The organism is Polyangium sorediatum (assembly GCF_029946465.1).
Lineage (GTDB): Bacteria > Myxococcota_A > Polyangia > Polyangiales > Polyangiaceae > Polyangium > Polyangium fumosum.
On sequence record NZ_JARZHI010000003.1, the window covers coordinates 232,069 to 256,161 of the forward strand.

The 24,093-nt window shown below is 68.9% G+C and carries 14 protein-coding genes; 7 read left to right on the plus strand and 7 right to left on the minus strand.

What is annotated here, in order from left to right; all coding sequences use genetic code 11:
* Window positions 1-36 precede the first annotated feature (36 nt).
* On the plus strand, window positions 37-3,270 hold the full coding sequence (locus QHF89_RS05185; protein ID WP_284720083.1) for a DVUA0089 family protein: 3,234 nt from the start codon (window positions 37-39) through the stop codon (window positions 3,268-3,270).
* A gap of 62 nt (window positions 3,271-3,332) precedes the next feature.
* Here the strand turns inward: QHF89_RS05185 and QHF89_RS05190 are convergent, their stop codons facing one another.
* Entirely contained in the window at window positions 3,333-6,101 is a 2,769-nt protein-coding gene (locus QHF89_RS05190) for a Kelch repeat-containing protein (RefSeq protein WP_284720084.1), read from the minus strand.
* A gap of 147 nt (window positions 6,102-6,248) precedes the next feature.
* On the opposite strand from QHF89_RS05190, the gene QHF89_RS05195 reads away from it, so the two are divergent.
* Window positions 6,249-7,619 carry a hypothetical protein gene (locus QHF89_RS05195; protein WP_284720085.1) on the plus strand — a complete coding sequence of 457 codons (1,371 nt, stop codon included), beginning with the start codon at window positions 6,249-6,251 and terminating at the stop codon, window positions 7,617-7,619.
* On the opposite strand, the gene QHF89_RS05200 is transcribed toward QHF89_RS05195, so the two are convergent.
* Both QHF89_RS05200 and QHF89_RS05205 read right to left on the minus strand, forming a co-directional pair.
* Entirely contained in the window at window positions 7,620-8,474 is an 855-nt protein-coding gene (locus QHF89_RS05200) for a DUF4435 domain-containing protein (RefSeq protein ID WP_284720086.1), read from the minus strand.
* Window positions 8,475-8,482: 8 nt separating this feature from the next.
* Window positions 8,483-9,754 carry an AAA family ATPase gene (locus tag QHF89_RS05205; protein ID WP_136967217.1) on the minus strand — a complete coding sequence of 424 codons (1,272 nt, stop codon included), beginning with the start codon at window positions 9,752-9,754 and terminating at the stop codon, window positions 8,483-8,485.
* 537 nt (window positions 9,755-10,291) lie between these two features.
* Here QHF89_RS05205 and QHF89_RS05210 point away from each other — a divergent pair.
* Complete coding sequence (locus QHF89_RS05210; protein ID WP_136967216.1) at window positions 10,292-11,065, plus strand: hypothetical protein; 774 nt, start codon at window positions 10,292-10,294, stop codon at window positions 11,063-11,065.
* A gap of 9 nt (window positions 11,066-11,074) precedes the next feature.
* On the opposite strand, the gene QHF89_RS05215 is transcribed toward QHF89_RS05210, so the two are convergent.
* On the minus strand, window positions 11,075-12,565 hold the full coding sequence (locus QHF89_RS05215) for an alkaline phosphatase family protein (RefSeq protein WP_284720087.1): 1,491 nt from the start codon (window positions 12,563-12,565) through the stop codon (window positions 11,075-11,077).
* 285 nt (window positions 12,566-12,850) lie between these two features.
* On the opposite strand from QHF89_RS05215, the gene QHF89_RS05220 reads away from it, so the two are divergent.
* From QHF89_RS05220 to QHF89_RS05230, 3 genes are all read left to right on the plus strand, one after another.
* Window positions 12,851-14,413 (plus strand): sensor histidine kinase, encoded by a 1,563-nt coding sequence (locus QHF89_RS05220; RefSeq protein WP_284720088.1) that lies wholly within the window; start codon window positions 12,851-12,853, stop codon window positions 14,411-14,413.
* 41 nt (window positions 14,414-14,454) lie between these two features.
* Window positions 14,455-15,837 carry an ImmA/IrrE family metallo-endopeptidase gene (locus tag QHF89_RS05225; RefSeq protein ID WP_136967214.1) on the plus strand — a complete coding sequence of 461 codons (1,383 nt, stop codon included), beginning with the start codon at window positions 14,455-14,457 and terminating at the stop codon, window positions 15,835-15,837.
* Window positions 15,838-16,355: 518 nt separating this feature from the next.
* Entirely contained in the window at window positions 16,356-19,145 is a 2,790-nt protein-coding gene (locus QHF89_RS05230) for a DUF3160 domain-containing protein (protein WP_136967213.1), read from the plus strand.
* Here the strand turns inward: QHF89_RS05230 and QHF89_RS05235 are convergent.
* Window positions 19,142-19,792 carry a sigma-70 family RNA polymerase sigma factor gene (locus QHF89_RS05235; RefSeq protein ID WP_136967212.1) on the minus strand — a complete coding sequence of 217 codons (651 nt, stop codon included), beginning with the start codon at window positions 19,790-19,792 and terminating at the stop codon, window positions 19,142-19,144. The two genes, QHF89_RS05230 and QHF89_RS05235, sit on opposite strands and share 4 nt — an antisense overlap.
* Window positions 19,793-19,846: 54 nt before the next feature.
* Entirely contained in the window at window positions 19,847-21,343 is a 1,497-nt protein-coding gene (locus QHF89_RS05240; RefSeq protein WP_136967211.1) for a hypothetical protein, read from the minus strand.
* 267 nt (window positions 21,344-21,610) lie between these two features.
* Between QHF89_RS05240 and QHF89_RS05245 the strand changes: the two genes are divergently transcribed.
* Window positions 21,611-23,545 carry a hypothetical protein gene (locus QHF89_RS05245; RefSeq protein WP_136967210.1) on the plus strand — a complete coding sequence of 645 codons (1,935 nt, stop codon included), beginning with the start codon at window positions 21,611-21,613 and terminating at the stop codon, window positions 23,543-23,545.
* Window positions 23,546-23,567: 22 nt separating this feature from the next.
* On the opposite strand, the gene QHF89_RS05250 is transcribed toward QHF89_RS05245, so the two are convergent.
* A complete protein-coding gene (locus tag QHF89_RS05250; RefSeq protein ID WP_136967209.1) occupies window positions 23,568-24,017 on the minus strand; it encodes a hypothetical protein in 450 nt (149 codons plus the stop codon).
* Window positions 24,018-24,093: the final 76 nt, after the last annotated feature.

Genomic DNA, 24,093 nt, shown 5'->3' on the forward strand with positions numbered 1-24,093 from the left:
GAGACATCGCTAACCATTGGGAGCGAAGAATCGCGCATGACGAGGCTAACGAGGCATTTTGGAATGGCGCTCGTGCTCGGCCTTGGATCGTTCGGATCCATGGGCTGCGAGCTGATCGCGGCGGTCGATCGGAGCCAGATTCCGCAAGGACAAGGCGGGTCCGGCGGTCAAGGTGGCCAAGGCGGCGGCCCTGGCGGCATGGGGGGTGAAGGCGGCGTCGGCGGCGAAGGCGGCGTCGGCGGCGAAGGCGGCCAAGGCGGCGGCGGCATGGGCGGCATGGGCGGTCAAGGCGGCCAAGGCGGCATGGGCGGCCAAGGCGGCGGCGGCATGGGCGGCCAAGGCGGCATGGGCGGCCAAGGCGGCATGGGCGGCTCGATGGACGTCTGTGGCGACGGCGACCTGACCGGCGCCGAGGCATGCGACGACGCGAACACCACGGCCGGCGACGGCTGCGACGCCATGTGCGCGCAGGAAGCGGGCTGGATGTGCGCGGGCGCGCCCAGCGTGTGCGTCAGCGAATGCGGCGACGGCATCGTCGTTGGCGCCGAGGCGTGCGACGACGCCAACGCGACCGACATGGACGGTTGCAGTGCGTGCGTCCTGGAGAACGGCTGGACCTGCACGGGTCAGCCGAGCGCGTGCAACACGACCTGCGGCGACGGCATCGTGGCCGGCACCGAGGCGTGCGACGACGGCAACACGAAGGACCTCGACGGCTGCAGCTCGACGTGCGTGGTCGACACCTTCACGGAGACCGAGCCGAACAACGGCGCTCCCACGGCGAACGGCCCGTTCTCGCCGGGCGTCCTGATCTCGGGCGCGATCAACCCCGGCAGTGATGCCGATTGGTACCGGATCACCGTGCCCGCCACGGTTGATCTGCACATCGAGACCTACGACGCGAGCGGCCCCACGAGCTGCCTGAACATCGACACGCTCGTCACACTCTACGCGAGCGACGGCACCACGGTGCTCGCCTCGGACGACGACAACGGCACGAACGCGTGCTCGCGCCTCGACGGCACGGCGAACGCGGCGCTGCGGCACCTCCCGGCGGGCACGTACTACGTGAAGGTCGAGGAGACCGGCAACGACAAGACCATCCCGGGCTACAAGCTCGCCGTGACGTACGACGCGCTCTGCGGCGACGGCACCGTGAGCGGCGCCGAGGAGTGCGACGGCGGCGCCGGCTGCGCGGCGACGTGCGACCGCGTCCCGGTCTGCGGCGACGGCTTCGTCGACGCGCCCGAGACCTGCGACGACGGCAACACGATGGACGGCGACACCTGCAGCGCGACCTGCGAGACGTCGATCCTCATGGAGACCGAGCCGAACGAGACGAGCGCGCAGGCGTCGGGCGGCTTCGCCCCGCCCGTGCTCTACCAGGGCGCGATCAGCCCGGCGACGGACGTCGACTTCTACGCGATCAAGCTCGACCAGACGAGTGATCTGACGGTCGAGTCGTTCGACGTGAACGGCCCCGGCTCGTGCGTCGGCGTCGACACGCTGCTCCGCCTCTACGACACCAACGGCACCACGGTCCTGCTCGAGCGTGACCTCGGCGGCCTCGGCGCGTGCGGCAAGATCGATTCGAAAAAGCCCGGCGACAGCGCGGCCCGGCACCTGCCGGCGGGCACGTATTTCGTCTCCGTCGAGGACTTCCTCAACAACAACGAGATCCCCGGCTACCGCCTGCTCGTCACGCTCGACGCGACGTGCGGCAACGGCAAGGTCGAGGGCGCCGAGGAGTGCGACGGCGGCGCGGGCTGCTCGATGATCTGCGAGCGCATCGCGGTCTGCGGCGACGGCAAGATCGACGCGCCCGAGACCTGCGACGACGGCAACACGACGGTCGGCGACGGCTGCGACGCTACGTGCATGAAGGAGTCGACGCCGGAGACGGAGCCGAACAACACCTCGGCGACCGCGAGCGGCCCCTTCACGCCGTACGCGATCGTCAGCGGCGCGATCAACCCGGGCAGCGACATCGACTTCCACAGCTTCACGCTGACCGCGACCTCGGACGTCCGCCTCGAAACGTACGACGCGAACGGCCCCGGCTCGTGCGCGCAGCCGCTCGACACCGTGATCACGCTCTACGGCCCCGACGGCACGACCGAGCTCGCGAACGCGGACGACGGCGGCATCAACATCTGCTCGCGCATCTCGGGCAAGACGCACGCGGGCGCGCGGCGCCTCGCCCCGGGCACGTATTTCGTCAAGGTCGAGGACTTCGAGAACAACACGGTCATCCCGGGCTACCTGCTCGAAATGGCCATCGAGTCCACCTGCGGCAACGGCGTGGTCGAGGGCAGCGAGGAGTGCGACGGCGGCGCCGGCTGCGAGGCGACCTGCGATCGCGTCCCGACCTGCGGCGACGGCCTGCTCGACGGCACGGAGGCCTGCGACGACGGCAACCTGATGGACGGCGACGGCTGCTCCGGCATGTGCGCGCTGGAGGTGCTGGGCGAGATCGAACCGAACAACTCGACGGCCCAGGCGGACGCCGGCCTGCTGCTCACGGGCAGCGCCAACGTGGTGGGCTCGATCGCGGCGGCGGGCGACGTCGACCTCTTCCGCATCGAGCTCGCGGCGGACGCGGCGCTCGTGCTCGAAACGTTGAACGACACGGGCATCGGCTGCGGCTTCACGTCGACGCTGAAGCTCTACGATGCGGCCGGGGTGCTCCTCGAAACGGACAACGTGAGCGGCGAAGGCTCCTGCTCGGCGCTCACGATGAACCTCGCCGCGGGCGCGTATTACGTTGGCGTCGAGGAGGCGAACAACGACGGGACCATCGCCTCGTACCTGCTGCGGGCGAAGGTGCTCGCGGACAATGGCGCCGAGATCGAGGCGAACAACCAGCAAGCCGACGCGAATGGGATGACGGGCTCGGACTCCGTTATCACGGGCTTGCACATGGCCTTCGACGATGACGATTACTTCGAGATCACGGTCCCGGCGGGCAAGTCGCTCCGGGCCGAGATCATCGAGGGCACGGCCGCGGAGTCGTGCGCGAACGGGGCCGATCCCATCGATAGCTACCTGACGCTCTTCGATGCGACGGGCCTGGAGCTCGGCGTGGACGACGACGGCGGTCGCGGGTATTGCTCGGCGATCGACGGCCTCGGCGCGACGCCGCCGCACGCCTTCGCGAAGAACCTCGCGGGCGGCACGTACTACCTGCTCGTGCAGGCCTCGCCCTTCTCGGCGACGCCGGGCAATCCCATCGCCGTGTTCGATTACAAGCTCGCGCTCACCATCCGATAATCCCCCGCGGGGACCCCGCGATGGCCCGCAGCAGCGGAACATCGCGGGGCCTCCTTCGCGCTTCAGCGCTTGCGGCGGCGCCCGAAGAGGGCGCCCAGGGCCACGAGAGCCGCGAGTCCGCGTCCGCTGTTCTCCATGGATCCGGCTGCGGCGCGGCAGCCGCCTCCCGGCACCTCGTCGCCGCCGGCGCCGCCCGCGCCGCCGGTGCCGCTCACGCCACCCATACCGCCGGAACCACCTGCGCCGCCGGAACCACCCGCGCCGCCCATTCCACCCGCGCCGCCGCCGGAGCCACCCGCGCCGCCCATTCCACCCACGCCGCCCGCGCCTCCGCTTCCGCCGCTGCCCTCCGGGGTGACGCCGCCCTCGTAAATCTCCGCGCTTCCGTGGGCCTCGGGGTCGCCATCGCCGGACGAGCAACTGCCGAGGAGCCCCCCGAAGACCAGGACACGATTGCCATCGAGCTGCACGGCGGACGGGTAACGACGGGTCGTGCCCATGGCCGCCACCGTCGACCAGCCATTCGTCGCGGGGTTGTACACCGCGGCGCTGCGGAGGTCGCACTGGTTGCCGCCTCCCCATTCCGTGCCGCCCGCGATGAGCACCAGGCCATTTCCGAGCAACGTCGCCGTGTGACGTCGCCGCGCGACCTCCAGAGGCCCGGTCACCGTCCAGTCGTTCGTCGCCGGATCGTAGACCTGCGCGTGCGGGATGTTCTGCGCGCCCGTGACCAGCACCCGACCCGTGCCGAGCAGCGTCGCCGTGAACTCGGCGGGCGGCATCAGCAACGCCTGCGTCGGCGTCCACGCATTCGTGGCCGGGTCATATCGATCGGCGCCATTGCCGCTCACCACGAGCACGCGGCCGTCGAGCAGCCGCGTCGCCTGGTGCCCGGCATGCGCGAACGTCAGCGTCCCGGCCGGCGAAAAGGTCCCCGTGGCCGGATCGTAGAGCTCCGCCGTCGCCGGATCCCCCGCGCCGCCGCTCACCAGCACCTTCCCGTTTTGCAAGAGCACCGCCGAGGCCCCCCCGCGCGAAACGGAGAGCGAGCCCGTCGCGGCCCATGCTTTCGTCGCCGGATCGTAAAGCTCGGCGACGTCCGTCCCGCCGCCCGCGACGAGGATCCGCTCGTCGGCAAGCCGCACGAACGCGGCGCTCACATCGTGGTGCGCGACCATGGAGCCGGTGAGCGTCCACGTCTGGCTCGCCGGATCGAAGACCTCGGCCGTCGACGGCCCATCCCCGCCCACGACGAGGATCTCGCCGGTCGAGACCCGGATCGACGCGGCGCTGTGGCGCACCTGCGAGAGCGGCGCGACGTCGCTCCAGGCGTTCGTCGCCGGATCGTAGAGGTGCGCGGAGAGCGTATCGCTCCAGTTGTTGTCGAATCCTCCGGCCACGAGCACGCGGCCGTCCGCGAGCTCGGCCCACGTGCCTGCTTGCCGAGGCACGGGCATGCTCCCGGCCGACGTCCACCCGAACTGGCAGCCGACCGGCATCGCCCCGACGCACGCGCCCGCCTCGCAGACGCCATTGGCCGTGCACCCGTCGGCGCTCCCGCACACGGCGCCGCTCAGCGGCGTGCACGTGCCATTCGCCGACGCGCCCGCGCTCACCGCGCACGCGTCGCACGCGCCCGCGTCACACGCGGCATTGCAGCAGACGCCGTCGACGCAGAAGCCGCTCGCGCATTCGCCCGCGAAGAGGCAAGCCTCGCCCGGGGGGGCGAGCGTGAGCACCTCGACGCTCGTGCTCCCGCCGCCGGCCACGAGCACACGCCCGTCCGCGAGCGCCGTCGCCGTGTGGTCGCTCCGGTTCGTATGCAGGAACTTGCCGAGCGACCATGTCCCGGTCGCCGGATCGTACGCCTCCACGGTCGCGCCGCCGCCCGCGATGAGCACCCGGCCATCGGCGAGCAGCGTGGCCGTGTGCAGATCGTGGACGACGCCCATCGGCGCCACGGCCGACCAGGCACCACTCGCCGGATCGTAGAGCGCCGCGCTGCGGTTCGGGGCCTGGAAGCCCTCCCCGAAGTAATCGGTGTATCCGCCGGCGACGAGCACCTTGCCATTCCCGAGCAGCGTCGCGGTGTGGTTGTAACGATTCTCGACCGCGCCCTCGGGGGCCCACGTGTTCGTGGCCGGATCGTAGAGCTCCACGGCGTTGAGGGGGTCGCCGCCTTCGTCCATCCCGGCCACCACGAGGACCTTGCCGTTCGGCAGCAGCGTCGCCGTGTGGGAGGTGCGCTCCCATATCATCGACGCCGCGGCGGTCCACGAATCCGTGGCCGGATCGTAGATCTCGCTCGTCTTCAACATCCACCCTTCGAATTCGCCGCCGGCCACGAGGATCCGGCCATCGGGCAGCAGCGTCGCGGTATGACGTTCGCGCGGCTCGAGCAGCGGCGCGGCGGGCGTCCAGGTATTCGCGACGGGGTCGAAGATCTCGACGGCGTCGGTGTTGCCGCCGGCCACGAGCACCTTCCCGCTCGGCAGCAGCGTCGCCGTCGGGCGCGTGCGCGCCGTGGCCATGGGCGCGACGAGCGTCCATGCATTCGTGGCCGGGTCGAACACCTCGGCCGTCTCGCTCCCTCCGCCGGCCAAAAGGACCTTGCCGTCGGACAAGCCCGTCGCGGTGTGCCCGCTCCGGGCGACGTTCATGGGCGGGGCCACGTCCCAGCGTGGCGCCGTGAGCGCCGAGGCGGCCTCGCCGAGCCCATACACCTTGGCGCGGCTCGGCGGGGCCTCGGCGCCATTGCATCCAAGCGCCGCGGCGAGCGGCACGACGAGGAGAACGGGGGCGAGGTGACGGAAAATGGAAGTCATACGCATGCGCGACGATATCCGCGTCAACCCCTTGACCGTCAAGGGAAAGTGGCCGCGGCGGAATCTTCTCCCATTGCATGACCGGGACGGCCCCGCCTCTCGGGTTCGAATCCGAAATCTTGACGCAGCGCGGATTCGAGCGACAACTGGCGCATGCTTCCCCGCTTCGTCGCGCTCGCGGCGCTCGTCCCCCTCTTCGGCTGCGCGCAAGGCTCCGAGTTGCCTGATTTCACGTCCGGGGCAGGCGCCTCGCTCGCCGCGAGCAGCGCGTCCTCGTCGTCCTCCGCGAGCAGCACCGGCACGGGCGGCGCAGGCGGCGGAATGGGCACGGGCGGCGCAGGTGGCGGTGCAGGCGGAATGGGCGGCACGGGCGGCGCAGGCGGCGGCTCTGGTGGAATGGGCGCAGGCGGCGCGGGCGGTATGGCTGGCGCGGGTGGTATGGGCGGCGCGGGCGGCGCAGGCGGCAGCGGCGGCGCCGGGGGAATGGGCGGCGCAGGCGGCGGGAATCCCACGGGTACGATGCTCGTGCTCGCGGGCCCGGGCGCGGGGGAAGCCCATTACGATCCGGCCGCTGGCTGGGCCACGGGCTCGATCAACCTCCAGTTCTCCGCGGCCGGGCTCGCGCCCCGCGCGGAGGGCGTGGTCGCGGTCCTGCGGCGCCAGAGCGCGAATGCGGCCGAAAACAACGAGCTCTTCTGGGCGACGTGGACGAAGGCCGGGGGCTTCGGGGCCGTGCAAAAGGTCGGCAGCTTCGGATTCGCGCAGGATGGGCCCGCGGCTTCCCCGCTCGGCGTGGCCACGCTGATGACGTTCCTCGGCACGGACAACAAGCATTACTTCGCGCAACACGAGGGCGGCGCCTTTGGCCCGTTCGGCCCTTTGCCCGCGGGCATGGTGCAATTCCAGGCCTTCGGCCCGAGCGCGACGGCCCTCGCGAGCGACGGCGCGGCGGGGGTGTACGCGGTGTATGCGGGCGACGACGCGCACCTTTATCACCTCGCGAAGATCGGCCCCGGGAGCGCGTGGACGCCTTCGGCGCAGATCCCGACCTCGCTCGTCGCGAACTGGCTGCGCCCCTTCGTGCTCGTCGACGCGGATCAGGACGTGCGCATCTTCTACGTGCGGCAAGGCGACAATCGGATCTGCATGGTCAAGCTGACCACGCCGCAGAATACGTGGTCTGCGGAGGAGACCGTGGGCACGGCGACGACGGGGCTTTCCCCGGCGGTGGCTGCGACGACCGCGGGGGATTTCGTCGTGGCGTATCGCGGCGTGCTGAACGACGGGATCTATTTCGTGCGCGGAAAGGACGGGGCGTGGGGCGCGGCCACGACGATCGAGGTGCCGCAGACGCCGTCCTCCATGCCGGTCGTGCTCCCGGGGTTGTCAGGGGCCGACGCGGAGATCGTGTATACGACGGGCGGGACGCTGAAACATGCGCGGATCCATGGGGCGCAGGCGACGCTGGCGGCGGTGCCCGGGGTGGCGAATGTGACGCATGTGGCGGCGACGATCGTGCCTTGATCAGCGGAGCACGATGAATGGGGGATGCAACGACTCCCAGGTGCGGATGGAAGCGTAGATCTGCGTCGTGGCGAAGAGCCCCTCGTCGTAAGCGAGCATCAGCATCCGCTCGACCATCGACCCATCGAGCTTGCCTCGGTCGTTCGTCGCCCACGCCTTGCGCAGGGCGAGCGCCAGGATCTCGGTCAGGTGGTGCCCGCAGCACACATGCCAGGGATCGTGGGCGTCGTCGTGCATGGCCTTGAGCCGGGCGAGGAACGCCTCGCCTTTGAGGTCGAGGCGCTGCGAGTGATTCGCGACGGCCTTGACCATCTCCGCCGGATTGAGAACGAGCGTCTTCTCGTTGATGAAGTCGCCCAATGTGAGCCCCTCGAACTTGAGATTGAGCCCGTCCTTCCGGGACAGCCAAAGCAGGTAGCCGAGCTCTTTCCCGCATCGAAGGAGGCACGCGCGCAGGTCACCGTGCTGCTCTCGAAATTTGTCGACCTTTTCCTCTTTCGTGACCTGCAAAAGCAGCTTCTCGAAGGCCGGCGAGGCGAGGAGCATGGTTTCCAGATCGTGCGTATCCGTGAAAACAACGCTCACGGAAGGAGGGCTTCGACCTTCGAGGATGTCAAAATCGGCGTCGAGGACGAAGAGCACGCCGCCCAAGGGTGGCGTCTGCAAGCGCTGAAACGCAGCGAGCGCCTTGTCGCGCCCGTAGGCCACGACGATCTTGCATGCGCCCTTGTCGGTGAACCAGTCGAAGAACCGCTTGTCGCTCTCCCCCTCCACGACGAGAAAGGACCCGCGGTGATGAGAGCGCAGCATCCGGATGCTGTTGGCGATGTACGCACCGTCAATAGCATCGCGCATCGCGTTGCTCATTCGGCAGCCTTGGCAGGCAGCTCCGGCCCCTTCAATTCGACGGTCAGGTCCCAGCGATCGTTGATGATGGCCGGGGAGTGGGTGGCGACGAGAACGTCATAGCCACCGAGCGCGACCATCTGGGAGACATCACTGAGGAATTGGTTTTGCCAGGCGAGATGGAGGGAGATCTCGGGCTCATCTATCAGAACCAACGAGCCCGGTTCAACATTAAAAAGCAATTTATAGAGTAGGACAATCTCATGCTGCTCGCCCGAGGAGAGGCTGTCGAGGGGAACGGAGGCGCCGTTGACCAGGGAGTGAAAGACGAAGCCTTGCTCCCTTGAGACACTCATTTGCTTGTAAGCGAAGCGTCTGTTGATACACTCCGTGAGAAGCTCTATCCGCTGTGACAGGTCCTCAAGCACCGCAAGTTTGCTCTCCGTATCCTCTACATACACGGTTAGGACATCAAGCTTGGATTCTACGAGCTGAGGCGATTTTTTTTGCAACTCGTGCTCGGGGTCGAGTACACCGAGCCTACCGAGCCGCGCTCGTTTTTCTTCAAGCCGACGCAGTCGCTTCTCGATTTGCTCCATGGGCAGCACCGTGATCGATGGCTGGAACAAGCGATCGAGAAATGTACTGTCGAGTTCTTGAGCGTAATTAGCATACGCAGCAAGTGTCGACTTAATAATCATCGCGACATTTTTGGAATATGCCCTAACCGCGAGCCGAGGCCTATACATCTCGTCTGACACGGATACTTCGTGGTTGAGCCTTTGGGTTTCAATGAGCCTTGAATCCAACCCGCCGCAGGCTTTGGCTAGCCATTCTTGAAACCACTCCGTTACCTCCTCGCTCGCAGAGGGGAGTTCATCTCTGTATACGCGCCCCTCTACATCCTCGGCACGATACCGGTCCTTGATAGTCTCCCAAGAGAATACCTGAGTTTTCTTGCCAAGTCCGTCCTGACGAAAGAATTCGATATCGGCCAGTGCTTTCAGGATCCTGGGCGGGCCATCACTACTCGCGATCTGCTTGCGCTCAACCCCGAGGACATGCTCATTGTCCAGCTCGACCCTAAAAGTATCGAAAGGGACCGACGCGAAGCGGCTCCACTCACCGCGGAGTAGACCATCCAGCATCCAAAGGATCTTTGTCTTCCCATACCCATTCGGCCCATGCAGGATCGTGATCCGCTCATCCATATTGAGCGGAATCTCATGGTCGAAGATCCCAAACAGACCCGTCACCTTGATCCGCCGTACCCGCGGGCTGGTCGTCATGGTGGACGCCAGCCTACCCGGTTCGTCCCCCGACCGCTACCTTGCGCCGCTTTCGGCTCGCCGCCCCTCCCCGCCCCCCTACCTCGCCGCCCGTCCCTTCTGCCTTGACACGCCCCCGTCCTCCCCTCGCCTCCCTCCACCTCTACCTCGCCGCCCGGCAGCTCCTCCAAGACGCCCCCTTCCCCTTACACGGACGCCCGCCAGCTCCTCCGAGACACCCCCGTCCCCATACATCGGCGCTCCCTCGCCGTACCTCGACGCCCGGCAGCCCCTCCGAGACGCCCCCTTCCCCTTACACGGACGCCCGAAACCTCCTCCGAGACGCCCCCTTCCCCGTACATCGGCGCTCCCTCGCCGTACCTCGACGCCCCGAACCTCCTCCGAGACGCCCCGGCCCCGCTTCGAGGCACCTCCCGTCAACTTCGAGACGCCCCCCAGCGCTCCAGAGCACAGTTTCGTCCTTTCCGAGACGCCCCGGTGCGTTACCGTCATCACGCGACATCACGCCTCGCCTTCCTCTCACGGAAAGGACACCCCATGCCGCTCGACACGGCCACCATCGCTCCCAAAGCCAGGCAAGAGTACCTCCGCATCGGCAAGCAGTTCGGCTCCACCGATACCCTGAACCAGGCCAACAAGACCCTCGAAGCCCTCCACAAGTACGCCCCCGCCCTCGAACACCACGGCTTCAATGCCGCCGACGGCGCCCGGCTCTCGGACGCGCGCGGCTCCCTCATCGATGCCGGCGTCGGGCGCGCCGAGGTCGCAGGCCAACGCAAGCTCACCAACAAGGGTTTTGTCGCCGCGATGAAGGAGGGGAAAAGCGTCCGCGAGACCGCGCGCAGCATCCTCCACACCGGCCGCAATGCGCTCGAAGAAAAGGGCGACGAAGCGGCCGCCAATTGGGTCGCGGTCGCCCTCGATCAAACACGCGCTTCCCAGGACGACGCCGAAAAGCTCGCCATCCAGCTCGACACCCTGCGCGATGCCTTGAACCAGCAAGGCGTGGCGGCCGTCGTGCACGACCGCGGCGGCCCGGACGCCATTGCGCGCCTCGGGAAAGCCGCGAGCACCTTGCGCGCCGCCGCCAAGGAGCGCGAAGGGCAAAGCACCGTGGCCGCGACCGAGCAGCTCGATCTGATCGACGGAATCATCGTCACGCTCGCCCGCTCCGCCCGCAAAGCCGCGCGCGCGGCGGCCCGCGAGGCGAAACAACCCGCCCTCGCCGCCGCCTTCGAGCTGACGCACCTCTACGGCCCGCGCGGCGATCGCAGCCAGGCGCCCGAAGAGGCCTCCGGCGCGCCCGGCTGACGCCCTCGATCAATCCCGAATTCGCACCACCCCGAGCTTCGCGCCCGCCTCGATCACCCGCTTCGCAATCTCCATCCCCTCCCCGCGCCGATCGAGGTGCTCCGGAACGAGCCCTCGATCGAGCACCTCCCGCAGCTCCGCGTGCGCCTCCGTGTTCTCGCGGCGCGCCAGAAGCTCCGCCATCGAGATGTCCACCGGCGGCAGCTCCACCGGGGGCCGCGGGTCCGCGAAATACGCCGGCTGGAGACACGACGAGAGATCGTTCGCCGCAGCAATCCGCTTGTTCCACGTCGGCAAACCAAACCTCCGGCACAATGTGCGAATCACCGAGACGTGCTCGAAAGGCGTGCCCACCGCGCACCCCTTCCGCGCGAACGGGCCGGCCACGAGGGAGGGCACGCGGAAGCCGAGCTGCCGGAAGTCGGCCTCGTCGTCCTCCGTCGTCGGCGGCGATACGTGGTCGAAAAACCCGCCGTGCTCGTCGTAGGTGAGGATGAACATGCACCGGCCCCATTGCGGGCTCTTGGCGAGCGCCGTGTACACGCTCGCGAGGAGCGCCTGCCCGAGCCGGATGTCGTGATCCGGGTGGTCGTCGTTCGCGCCCGCGCCAAAGAACTGCGGGTCGAGGAAGACCACGTTCGGTAACGTGCCCGCCGCCGCGTCCTCGAAGAACTTCTCGATCTTGGCGAGCCCGCTCGTCTTCAAATACGCGCCCGAGCACCACGCGATGTCGTGGTAATAGACCTTGTGGCTCACCTTGGCTTCGTCGAGGTACTTGAAGACGCTGTCATACCCGAAGACGGGCAGGTTCCCCTTTTGCCCTTTGCTCGTCGCGCCGTGCAGGTAATACCGGTTCGGCCAGGTCGGTCCCATGACCGAGGCAAACCACCGCTCGCACACGGCATGCGCGTCGGCCAGCGCATACAGGATCGGGAGCTGCTCCCGGATATGATACCCCATCACGTCCGCCTGGGCCGATCCCGCATGCGCCAGGACGAACCCATCGTTCTTGCCGCCATTCCACTGCGTGTGCGCGGCGTCCCAGTTGTGCGGCGGGTCCTCGGGGGTGAAATCGTCGAGCTTCCAGACGGGGACCGACGATCCGTCCGGCGCCTGGTTCTTTTCCGTGCCGTCGAGGCCGATCACGTCGCGGCCTTCGACCAGGCGCAAGCTGCCGAGGTAATGGTCGAACGAGCGATTCTCCATCATCAGGATCACGAACGTGTCGATCGGCGCGAGCAGCTCCTCGGGCGTGAGGCCGCCCGTATCCGTGCAGCTTTCGCCCGGATCGCCGCCGCCCGCGCCGCCCGCGCCGCCCATTCCGCCCGCGCCGCCCGCGCCGCCCGCGCCCCCCGCACCGCCGACGCCCGCACCGCCTGCGACGTCCGTCGCCGCCCCCGCACCGCCGCAACCAACGGCGGCGGCTGAAAGCGCCGCGCCGAGACCGAGCAGCACCCGCCTGCGCGCGGCTGCATGATCGTCACCCATTCGTCCGGACATGATCGACCTCACCGATTAAAAAAGCCCGAATACCACGATAGACGTTTTCCCCGTCGATGTGCGCCGAAAGCGCCCTCGCGCCGCGTGTTTCCCCGCCCCGGACGCGAGGGCGTGGGCACGGGCCGCGCACCCGCGGGTGGTACGGGCCCTGCTCCCCGCGCGACTCGTGTTGCTGCCGGACAGCTTCTTCCCGCGGCCTCCTGCAAAGGCGCCGCGCTTGCCTTTCTTTCCAGGACTTTTTGGATCGTCCACCACGCCCCGACGGGCCCCACGCGGCGGTGGACCATGAAGTTCGATCCGATGCGGAGGACCCTCTCCGCCGCGAACGCTTCCGTGGGGGAAGACGAAGCCGAACGCGCGATGGCGCGGCGCAAGCTCGAACAGACGATCGGCGCGGCGTACCTCGTCGCGATCCTCGCCGCGCTCGTCATCGGCGGCGTGGCGAGCTTCGCCCTGCAATCGGTGATCGCGAGCCAGGACCGCGTGGAGGAGATCTACGGCGCGGAGCTGCTCGAAGTGGAGCGGCTGCGCGCCGGCGCGATGGAGAAATCCTCGCAAGGCCGGGCCTACCTGCTCACCGGAGATCCCGAGATGCTCGAAGAGAGCTACGCCGCGCGGCGCGCATTCGAAGCGCGGCTCGGCGCGCTGCTCGCGCGCGCAGAGGACCCGGCCGAGCGCGCGCGGCTCGAGCGCGTCGCGACCGCGCAGAAGGCGCACCAGGAGGCGCTCGCGCGGGCATTCGCGCTGCATCGCGCGGGCGGCACGCACGAGGACGTGGGGCGCGTGGTCGCGGCCGAGGTGATCCCGAAGCTCGGCGCGCTCGAAGTGGCGATCGGCGACTACGAGCTCTTCGTGGACTCACGCCTCGAAGTGGCCCGTGACAGCGCGCGGAGCGCTGCGACACGCGCGTCGAGGCTCGTCGTGATCGTCGCGAGCGGCGCCGTCCTGCTCGCCGCAGCCCTCGGCGTGCTGCTCACGCGCACGATGCACCGGCTCTACCGCGCGGCCGAGGAGCAGCTCGCGCTCTTCGCGCGGGAGGAGCGCGCCCGCGCAGAGGCCGAGGAGGCGCGGCGGAACCTCGCGGAGACCGTCGAGCGGCTCTCGCGGGTGAACGAGGATCTCGACGCGTTCGCCGGCCGCATCGCCCACGATCTGCGCAACCTGCTCACGCCGATCGCGCTCGTGCCGCCGCGGCTCAGGCGCGCGGAGGACAAGGAAGCCACGGAGCGGATCGCGGCGGCGCTCGAACGATCGGTGACGCGAGCGAACGCGGTGCTCGAAGGCCTGCTCGCGTTCTCGCGATCGAGCCGCCCGGACGGCACGAGCCAGATGGCGTCGGTGCGGGAGGTCGTGGCGCAGGTCGCGGAGGAGCTCGCACCCGCCGCCGCGGAGGTGCACGCCGAGGTGACGGTCCACGTCGAGGACACGCGCGTCGCCTGCGCGCCCGAGCTCCTGCACGTCGTCGTGCTCAACCTGCTCGGCAACGCGCTCAAGTACATCGCGGGCCGCGAGGAGCGGCGCGTCGCGATCCACGCCGCGGAGGCGGACGGTGGCTTCGTCGAGCTCGCCGTCGAGGACACGGGCCCCGGCATCCCCGAAGGCGCGAAGGAGCGTATCTTCGAGCCGTTCTACCGCGTCCCCGGCGTACGCGCGCCGGGCACCGGGATCGGCCTCGCCACGGTGCGTCGGATCGTGACCGCCCACGAAGGCCGCATCGAGTGCGTGTCCACGCTCGGCCGAGGGACGACGTTTCGGGTGTGGATTCCGTGTGCGACGGAGCCGAAGAGCGTGGTCGCGCGGGAAGACGACGAGCGCGCCGCGGCGGCGGGTCGGGACCTTGGCGCCTAGTACCACTGCGCGAACGGTAGGCCTTGTGTTATCATTTACGTGTGAACCGGACCACGGCGATCCTCCAAGAAGCACTCCGTTCCGCCAGTCTTTCCATCGAAGACCTGGCGATGTGGACCCGGATCGATCTTGACATTCTTCGCGATGCTGAGGCAGGCCGGACACGATTGACGGCTGCCCAGCTCGATCGGGTGGCATGCGCGTTCGGCCTTCGGCTCGACGACCTCCTTGAAGGCCAGGTCGGCTCAGCGCCGATGACGCTCCTTCTGCGCAGCGAAGCGCACGCGGATCGAGCGCTCGACATCCGCAGCGTGCTCACGACGGAGGTCGACCAGGCGCTCGGGGAGTTCCAGCGGGTCGTACGCGACATCGCCGATATCGAGAAGCTGCTCGGACGCCCTCACCCCACGCCTCCCACGATTCCCGATCGACCCAATCCACAGAAACTCCATCCCGGTGATCATCGAGCCCGCATGGTGCGTGAATACCTGCGTCTGGGGTTGTCACCGATCCGATCCATGCGAGAGGTGGTGGAATCACTGGGCGTGGCGCTCGTCTGGGTGTCAGAGGATCAGGTTGACAGGATTGTTGAAGGAGCTTGTACGCGCGTCCCACGCCCCGCGATTCTCGTCAATATCATCGAGGAAGGGAAACGCCCGTGGCGAGCCCGTATCACCATGGCCCATGAGCTCGGCCATATCCTCTTTGATTTGACGGAGCCTGCACGTCAGGTACTCGTCAGTCCGCACAGAAGCTCTCTTCCACCTCCACCGTGGCTCGATGAAATTGAACGAAACGCCAATGCCTTCGCGGCATGCCTGCTCGCGCCCACGGAGGGCGTAAGGGACGTGGTCGTTCCTCTTGATCCTACCTCGGAGGACGCGATTTGCGCGGTAGGCAAGCGCTTCGGTGTCGGTCGAACCGTCGCCATCAATCGTTTGCAGGACGTATTCAAATTGACCGACGTCCAACGAGCGTCGATGGAGTACCGACAGCCTCGCAGGTACGACGCCGATTTCAGCGCCGATGCGGCCCCCGCCGAGATCGGGCTGCGCGGAGAGCCATTGCGATCCCTGGTCGCGAGGGCCGTCAGCAGCCGCGCGCTCTCTCCCGATCGCGCGCGAGCCATCCTCGGCATTGCGCGGACGGAGCCACTACCGTTCGTGGGGTTGCCCGCGGAGATGACAGCACCGTCGGTGTCTGCCGAGCACCAGATGCTCCGCGCCGCGTCCGTCTATCTGGCCCAGACCTATCCCGAAGCGGGGCTGGTTCCGGGCGAAGCGAAGAGGAACGAAGCAGGATGGATCGTGACGGTGTTTGATGGCGGGGTAGGAGCCATCGAGCGCGCACCTCGCGGCCAGCTCATCTTCTCCGAGCAAGCGAAGCTCATCGTGGATGTGGTGTCGCCAGCGCTCACGCCATGAAAGAATGGCACCACGAGCAGACGGCCAGGAATTCGTGCGTCCCGGCATGCATGTGCATCATCCAAAAGTGGCGCGATACCCCACCCACGGAGTCCCTCTTCCACGCTGGTGCGGACAAGAAGGGGCATGACCTCGATCGCGTCTGCACCCTGGGAGCCGCCAGGCGCGTAACGCTCGGTCCGACGGAAGAAGCAGATCTCAGGGTGCACATCCTGGATGGAGGTCTGGCCGTGGTCCGAGTATCCGGTGTCTATTATGCAGAATGGCAGCGGCGCTCCTACCCTGCACTGACGTCGATGCACGGGGACCTCTTTCCGCCGGGCAAATTTCACAATGCCCCATTCCACGCCGTTGTGCTCGTGGGATGCACAAGAGATAGTTTTCAACTCCTCGACCCTTGGTTTCCGCCGACAGGTCAGCCACTGACGATCGATACAATGGATTTCTCGAAGTGCTTCAGCGGCGTCGCCGTGCTCGTGGAGAAGGAAGTAGCCTCGAGACCTTGATACCCTCGGGCCATGCGCCCTCTCGCCGCACTCGCCCTGACGACGCTCCTCGGCGCGGCCTGTCGCCCGGCGGCCACGGAGCACCCCGGCGCACACGCCAAACCCGCCGCGCCCTCTGCCTCCACGACCGCCCCCGCGAGCGCGGCGCGCGCGGTCGCCCCCGCGCCGCGCCCGTCCATGCGTGACCTGCTCGGCTCCCTCAGCGACGACAGCGCGTGCGCCCTGCCGACCTCGGCGCCGTCCACGCCCGCCCTCGCCGGGGCGAAGGCGTTCCAGCCGATCGAAGCGTCGTGCGGGAACCTCGACTGCGACGTCGTCGAGAAGACGCCCAAGGGCGCGGACGCGTGCTTCATCTCGAACGAGGCGATCCGTCGCGTGGAGCCGAAGGCCCGCGCCGGGAGCCTCGAACGCAAGCCCGCCTCCGCCGCGTGGGACGGCGTGACGAAGCCTCGGTTCCTCGACCGCATCGACGCGCACGTCCACCTCACGGATGTCGAGCACGCGCAGTTGCGCAAGAACGGGTTCGTCGTGCTCGATCGGCTCCCGTACACCGACTACGCGAACGCGTTCCACGACGTCTTCCAGGAGGAGCTGCCGCTCTACGTGGGACCGGATCCGATCCTGCACGCCGTCTTCCGCGCGACCGAGGCCTCGCTCGGCCGGATCGAGCGCACGCGCCTCCAGCCTGCGCTCGAGTCGATGCTGAAGAAGCTGCGCAAGGCCCTCGCGGCGAGCGGCGCGTCGCTCGACGAGACCACGCGGAAGGACCTCGACGTCTACCTCGCGGTCGCCGCGGCGCACGTGCTTCCGGATCACGAGAACAACACGCCGGTCTCGTTGTTCGGACAGGACGAACAGGTCGAAGCGCTGCTCGCGGCAACGCACGAGAGGCAACTCACGCCCGTCGAGCTCTTCGGCCGCAGCCGGATGATCGACTTCTCCCAGTTCGAGCCGCGCGGCCACTACGCCGACACGTTCTTGGATCCCTCGAACGGGACGTGGTGGGAGCCGCGCTCGTACTTCGCCGCCGTCATGTGGCTCTCGCGGCTCGAATGGAACCTCGTCTCGCGCGGCTCACGAAGCTCCCACCCCGACGCCTCGCCCGACCCGCGCGAGACGCCGCGCGAGGCCCGCGCCGCGCTCGCGCTGGCCGAGCTGGTGGAGAAAGGCGGCGCGCTCCCCGAGCTCAAGCTCTTCGAGGAGGTGTACAGCGCGTTCGCCGGCCGGCGCGAGGACGTCAGCGTGCCGGATCTCCTGCACCTCATGCAGAAGGGCGGGTTCACCCCGAAGGACCCGGCCGCCCCGGAGAAACTACGCCTTGCGATCGGCGACGGCTTCCGCCGCACCACGCGTGTCCACTTCATGCCCGAGGGCGTGACGAACCTGCCCGTCATCAGCACGTTGCTCGGCCCTCGGATCGTGCCGGACATCGCGCCGCTGAGCCGCCTCGTCCACGACGCCGTCCCAGGTCGCTCCCACCTCGGCGCGGCCGACGTCGCGTATCTGCTCGGGCACGATCGCGCGGCGACATACCTGAAGAGCGACCTCGACCGCTTCCCCGCGCTGCGCTCTGCGCTCGACACGGCCCGCGCGGAGCTCGCCGCAGGCGCCGAGAAGGGCCGCGACGTCCAGGCGAGCTTCCTCCGCGCGATCCTCGCGTTGCGCAAGGATCCCGAGGGCGCCCGCCCCTCGTTCATGGGCAAGGACGGCTACGCCGATCTGCGGCTCGGCTCCGCGCTCGTCGGGTACGCGCAGCTCCGGCACACGTTCGTGCTGCTCGCGGGCCAGGGGTACGACGCGTACGGCTGCGAGATCCCCGACGCGTACGTCGAGCCGCTCGTGCCCTTCTACGACGCGCTCGTCGCCCACGTCGAGGGCCTGCGCAAGATCACGGGCGGCGGCTTCGACGGCCTCCTCCGCGTGCTCGGCACGCTCCGCGGCATCGCCCGCACCGAGCTGACGCGCGGCGCGCCCACGAAGGAGCAAGCCACCTGGCTCGCGATGGTCGCCGAGTACATCCCCCAGGGCGGCTACGCCGACAGCGGCGAGCCGCCCAAGTGGACCGGCTGGTACTTCGACATGTTCGAGGACCGCGAGATCGGCGCGACGCGCACGGCCGACCTCGTCGCCGACTATTTCACCCTGACGAACGCCGGGCAGGTGGCCTACCTCGGCGCCGATGGCCCGCGGCTCGGCGTGTTCGTCGTCGACGCAGGCGGCGCGCCCCGCGCGATGGTCGGCCCTGTCGCGCGGGGCTACGAGATCCACGCGCCAATCGAGAAGCGGCTCGACGACCAGGCAGCCCGGACCCACCTGGACAAACGGGCGCCGTGGCGAGAGAGCTTCGCCCCGGCGCCCGTCCCTGAGCCCGCGATCGGCTTAGCCGGCAGGACCGTCTCTTGCGTGGTTGACGGCAAGCTCGAGGCGCGTCTCGTGCTCGCGAGCGACCGTACGCTCGGTCCGGTCACCGTCACCCTGCTCGACCACCACGGTGATCCCCTCGCCCCGGGGCTGACCCTGGACGTCGGCGAAGGTTTTTCCGTGTACCCGTTCACCTTCCCGGAGGTCCCCTGGCGGCCCTCGATGCGCGGGACGTACGACGACCCCCCGCACCGAGAGAGCCGCTCCCCGCGGAGCCCGGTCGAGGCCCTCGTCGTACGGATCGAGGACCTCGCCCAGACTGGCGCTGGCCAGGGGGCGTTCACGCTCTTCACGAGCCCGAGCGTGTTCAGCGGGAAGGCCTTCAGCGAGGAGCTGCCGACCCGCCCACAGGGCACCGAGTTTTCGCTCGGCGCCCCCTAGGGGAGTCGCTTCCATTGCGCGCGCTTCTCCTGGATCCAGTGCCATAGGCACGCGAAGACCCCCATGAACCACGCAGGGACGAACCTGCGCTTGCGGCGCTGGCCCCTCCGCTGCGCCTCGATCAGGGCGAGCTTCTCGACGAAGCGCGCGCGGGCCTGCTTCACCCGTACGTGCGCACCGCTCTTCTTGAGCCCCAGCCACCTCGCGATCTCGTGCAGGGACTCGCCCTCCACGTCGTGGCGAAGCAGGATCTCCCGCTCGTCAGCGGGCATGAGGCGCGCGGCCGCCTGCACGAGCACGATCGTCGCGAGGTACTTCTCCGGGTCCTCCGGCTGCGCGACAGCATCGGCGACCGCCTCCGGGTCGAGCACCTCGTAGGCGTGCCTGTAAAGTTTCCTGAAATTCGAGACTTGCTTCCGACAAACCTCCATGAGCCAGCGTCTCGCTGCCTCGTCATTCCGCGGGATCACCGCGGTCCGTCGGTTGGCGACGGTAAAAACAATCTGGACGAGCTCCTCCAGGTCCTCCCCGTACAGCCCCAGGCTTCCGAGGCGATCGCGCACCTCCACCAGGAACAGTTCGTAAAGGACCTCGACGCGGGGCTTGTGCCTGGAGCGCGAGGGCGTGCGGTGGATAGAGCCTCCCACGCTCGCCCTAATGTGTTGAAAAGGCAGATCGTCCAAAAAATGTTTCGCGACCCCTCAGGGCGGCGACGTTCCGGCCTCCAAACCCGCGTCCGCCCCCGCGTCATCTGGGACACACTGCATCACGGAGAGCTTCATCGCCTTGCCGGCCGGCCGCGCCACGAGCAGCGCCGCCCGCGTCGCCGCCAGCACCTCCCCGTTCCCGAGCACCGGCTCCGGCCGCAGCTCCCCCACGAGCTCGCCCCGCGGCGTCATCGTCCCGATCCGCGTCGCCCCTGACAACGACGAGACGGAAAGCCAGCCCGGCATGAGGTCCGGCACGCCCGCCGAGCTCGGCTCTTCGGTGAGCAGCTTCGCCTCCCCCACCCCGGACAAACGCACCCACACGCTCAGGACGCGCCCCCCGCTCGACCCGCTCGGCGTGTCGTCGTCCCGGTACGTCACGACCATCCCCCCGTCCTCGCTCGGCTCGACGTCGAAGGCGAGCGCGTGCCCGTCCTTCGGGGTCACCGCGCGCGGCAGGGCCGCCGCCACGCCGTGCTCATCGAGCGGCACCACCTCGATCCACCGCGGCGCGATCGCCTCCCCCACGAGCCCCGTGTCCTCGTCCTTGGGCTTCCGCGCCGTGCCCACGACCGCATACGCGAGCCAGAGGCCACCCGGCCGGGACGCGAGCCGCGGCGTCTCCGCGTCCTGCTTGGGGGGCGAGACGGGCCGCGGCTCGCCCTTGCCCTTCATCGTCTCCGGGTCGAACGGGGCCAGCATCACCATCGTTTGCTTGCCGTCCTTGCTCACGTCGTCCCAGACCACGACCGCGCCCGCGCCCGACGCAGCGAGGTCCACCGCGAGCGACTCGTCCCGCCCCTCGCTGAGCTCCGGCCCCCACGTGACCTGCTCGCCGCTCACCCGGGCCAGCCGGATCGCGCGCCCGCCCGCGTTCGGCTCGAGCATCGCCGCGAGCACCGAGCCCTTGTACCCGCTCACGGTCGGGGCATCGAAATCCCCGCGGCTGCGCCCGAGCCGCACGAGCTTCCCGCCACGCCCGTCGAAGCCGAGCGTCACGACCATGGCCACGGACCCGCCCTCCCCGTCGCGCAACGCGCCCAGGGCGAACCCGCCGTCGAACGTCGTGCCGCGCCCGAGCTCCACGGCGAACGGCGAGAGTTCGTCGAACTCCTCCTCGTCGTGGGTCGACGTGGGGGGCATCGGCTCCCCTCCAGCGTCCGGCGCCCCAGGCCCCCGCCCTGCATCCGGCGCCTTGGGCGCCTTCGCCGCCTGCGGCTCCCCGACGACGAACGGTTCGGCGGAGACGGCCGTGCACCGGGGCGGCGGAGGTTTGTCCTCGACCAGCGCCGCGTCCGCCTCCCCGGCGTCGACGCCCGGCCGCGCCGCGCCCGGGTCGCCGCGGCTGCCCCAATACCGCACCCCGACGATGACGATCGCGATCACGAAGGCCGCGAGCGCCGCGCCCGCGAGCCCGCTGCCGGCGTCGCGGGGCTCGGTCGGGTCTTTGGGGGAGGGTTTCGGCGGGATTTTCTGGGAAATCAGGGGCATGGGGTGGGGTTGCGGGAGGAAAAACGTTTTTCAGGACGAGCGTTTGGCCAGCGAGGGCTTTGGCGTGAGCCGCCCGTCGATGACGTCACGCGGCCGGTCCCCCTCCAGAATGGCGAGCCGATCCTCCCTCTTCCGCGCAGGAGACCCCATGCCCGCCATCTTGCGCCCCTCCTCCGGCCTGCGCAACGCGCCTCGTTCGCCCTCGGTTCTCCCGACGAGACCACGAATTTCTCGCGTCCGAGCCGCCGCGCCCCCTAAAATCCGCGCATGCGTCCTTCGCTTGCTGCGCGCGTCTTCTGCGCGTTCGCCCTTGTCCTCGTGTCGCTCCTGACGTTCGCATCGTGCGGCTCACGGACCGGGGACCTCGATCTCTACGCCACGGGCGGCGGCACGAGCTGCGGCGCGATCGGCGAGAGCTGCGGCCTGCCCGGCGATTGCTGCGAAGGCTTCTCCTGCAACGACGAGATCTGCAAGCCGGAGCAGATCTGCAAGCCCGACGGGCTCGCCTGCGAGACCACCGTCGACTGCTGCAACCTCGACTGCATCAACGGCTTCTGCGGCGGCGTTTCGTGCACACCCAACGGCCTCGCCTGCACCGAGAACGCCGCGTGTTGCGACCTCGACTGCTGGCAGGGCTTCTGCGGCGGCATCGAGTGCAAGCCCGATGGCTTCGCGTGCACGGGCCCGCAGGACTGCTGCGGCTTCCAGTGTACCAGCGGCTTCTGCGGCCCGGCCGTCTGCAAGCCTCAGGGCGCCACCTGCTTCGCCGACGGCGACTGCTGCGGCGGCGTCTGCACGCAAAACGTCTGCGGCTCGGCGTGTCAGCAGGACGGGTTCGTCTGCACGAACCCCTCCCAGTGCTGCTCCGGCCTCTGCACCGAGGGCGTCTGCGGCACGGGCTCTTGCAACCCGAACGGCGCGCCTTGCCAGGTCGCCGCCGAGTGCTGCGCCGGCTTCTGCCCCGGCGGCGTCTGCAGCTTCCAGCAGTGCGGCCCCAACGGCACGGCTTGCGGCTCCCCCTTTGATTGCTGCTCCAACGTCTGCGAGGGCGGCATCTGCGGCGGCGGCCCCTGCAAGGGCGACGGCGCCGCGTGCACCGCGTCGGGCCAGTGCTGCACGGGCTTCTGCGACCCGAAGACGCACCGCTGCGGCTTCGGCCAGTGCCAACCCGACAACACCTCCTGCGAGTTCCACGACCAGTGCTGCTCGGGCTTCTGCGATCCGCAGAGCGAGCGCTGCGGCTTCGGCCAGTGCCAGCCCGACGGCAACGTTTGCCAGAACGACTTCGAGTGCTGCGCGGGCTTCTGCAACCCGGAGACCCAGATCTGCGGCTTCGGCCAGTGCCAGCCCGAGGGCTTCTTCTGCCAGAACGACTTCGAGTGCTGCTCGAACAACTGCAACCTCTCGACCTTCTCGTGCGACTTCGGCGGCTGCACGCCCGACGGCCTGTTCTGCGTCAACGACTTCGAGTGCTGCGCGGGCTTCTGTGATCCGCTCTCGAGTAGCTGCGGCATCGGGCAGTGCTTCCCCAACGGCTTCGGCTGCAAGTTCGGGGAGGAGTGCTGCTCCGGCCTCTGCGATCCGGGCGGGTTCTGCACGGCCGGCGAGTGCCAGCCCGACGGGTTCTTCTGCGACAACGGCTTCGACTGCTGCTCGGGCTTCTGCGATCCGAGCTTCTTCACCTGCGGCTTCAGCCAGTGCCAGCCCGACGGCTTCCCCTGCGACGGGCCCGCGCAGTGCTGCACCGGCACCTGCACGAACGGCCTCTGCGGCGCGGCGCAGTGCAAGCTCGACGGCTTCCCCTGCAACGGGAGCAACGAGTGCTGCACGAACGTCTGCCAGAACGGCGTCTGCGGCGCAGGCTCGTGTTTGCCCACGGGATCGAACTGCGCGACGGATCCGCAGTGCTGCGTCGGCCTCGCGTGCAACGGCGGCCACTGCGGCGTGCCGCCCGTCGACGCGGGGACGTGCAGCCTCGATCCGGGCGGCACGCCGTGCTCGCAGTGCATCGTGGGGAGCTGCTGCGCGCAGACCGAGAACTGCCTGACGAACCCGCAGTGCGCGTCGAGCCTGAGCTGCTACCAGCGCTGCACCGTCGGCGGCGGCACACCCGCGAGCTGCCAGCAGCAGTGCTGCACCGGCAACCTCTGCACCCAGTGGTCGAACTGCGTCGCGCAGAGCTGCGCCGGCCCCTGCTTCTGATCGCGGCTCCCGCGCGCCGCCGCTAGCGCTTCGACGGCGACGAGCGCGGCGGCGGCGTGGGGAGATCCTCGCCGCGCAGGTGCGCGATCGCCTGCGCCTCGTCGTCGAACACCGGGATCTGGACCCGGCCGGCGCTCGCCTCCTCGCGCGTCCTGCGCATGGCCTGCAGCTTCCCGACCGCGGTCTTCACGAGGATCGCGTTCCGGGAGAAGCCCATGAGGACTTCCATCATCAGCGGGCGGATGATGTCCATCGCCGTGTCGTCGGTCATCATCGGAGCTTCCCGCGTGTCCAGCATCACGCCGACGCCCTTGCGTTCCCGCAGCGGGACGCGGAAGCGAAACTCGCTCGCAAGCCGTTCGAGGATCACGTTCGCGCCGACCACGGCCATCGGCGCCGTGGTCCGTCGCACGCGAATGAACCCTGGTTCCCGCGTGACGATCGCGAACGTGCTGCGGAACAGCTCTTCCATGCCAGCTCGATGGTGGCCTCCCGCGTGAGGCGTCGCAAGGCCGCCTGGCCTCTTCCCGCGACACGCGTCCGATGCT

What these genes read in the sequence shown, in the direction of transcription:
- QHF89_RS05185 (WP_284720083.1), top strand. Translation starts at nt 37, where the DNA reads ATGACGAGGCTAACGAGGCATTTTGGAATGGCGCTCGTGCTCGGCCTT.
- QHF89_RS05190 (WP_284720084.1), bottom strand. Translation starts at nt 6,101, where the DNA reads ATGCGTATGACTTCCATTTTCCGTCACCTCGCCCCCGTTCTCCTCGTC.
- QHF89_RS05195 (WP_284720085.1), top strand. Translation starts at nt 6,249, where the DNA reads ATGCTTCCCCGCTTCGTCGCGCTCGCGGCGCTCGTCCCCCTCTTCGGC.
- QHF89_RS05200 (WP_284720086.1), bottom strand. Translation starts at nt 8,474, where the DNA reads ATGCGCGATGCTATTGACGGTGCGTACATCGCCAACAGCATCCGGATG.
- QHF89_RS05205 (WP_136967217.1), bottom strand. Translation starts at nt 9,754, where the DNA reads ATGACGACCAGCCCGCGGGTACGGCGGATCAAGGTGACGGGTCTGTTT.
- QHF89_RS05210 (WP_136967216.1), top strand. Translation starts at nt 10,292, where the DNA reads ATGCCGCTCGACACGGCCACCATCGCTCCCAAAGCCAGGCAAGAGTAC.
- QHF89_RS05215 (WP_284720087.1), bottom strand. Translation starts at nt 12,565, where the DNA reads ATGTCCGGACGAATGGGTGACGATCATGCAGCCGCGCGCAGGCGGGTG.
- QHF89_RS05220 (WP_284720088.1), top strand. Translation starts at nt 12,851, where the DNA reads ATGAAGTTCGATCCGATGCGGAGGACCCTCTCCGCCGCGAACGCTTCC.
- QHF89_RS05230 (WP_136967213.1), top strand. Translation starts at nt 16,356, where the DNA reads ATGCGCCCTCTCGCCGCACTCGCCCTGACGACGCTCCTCGGCGCGGCC.
- QHF89_RS05240 (WP_136967211.1), bottom strand. Translation starts at nt 21,343, where the DNA reads ATGCCCCTGATTTCCCAGAAAATCCCGCCGAAACCCTCCCCCAAAGAC.
- QHF89_RS05245 (WP_136967210.1), top strand. Translation starts at nt 21,611, where the DNA reads ATGCGTCCTTCGCTTGCTGCGCGCGTCTTCTGCGCGTTCGCCCTTGTC.
- QHF89_RS05250 (WP_136967209.1), bottom strand. Translation starts at nt 24,017, where the DNA reads ATGGAAGAGCTGTTCCGCAGCACGTTCGCGATCGTCACGCGGGAACCA.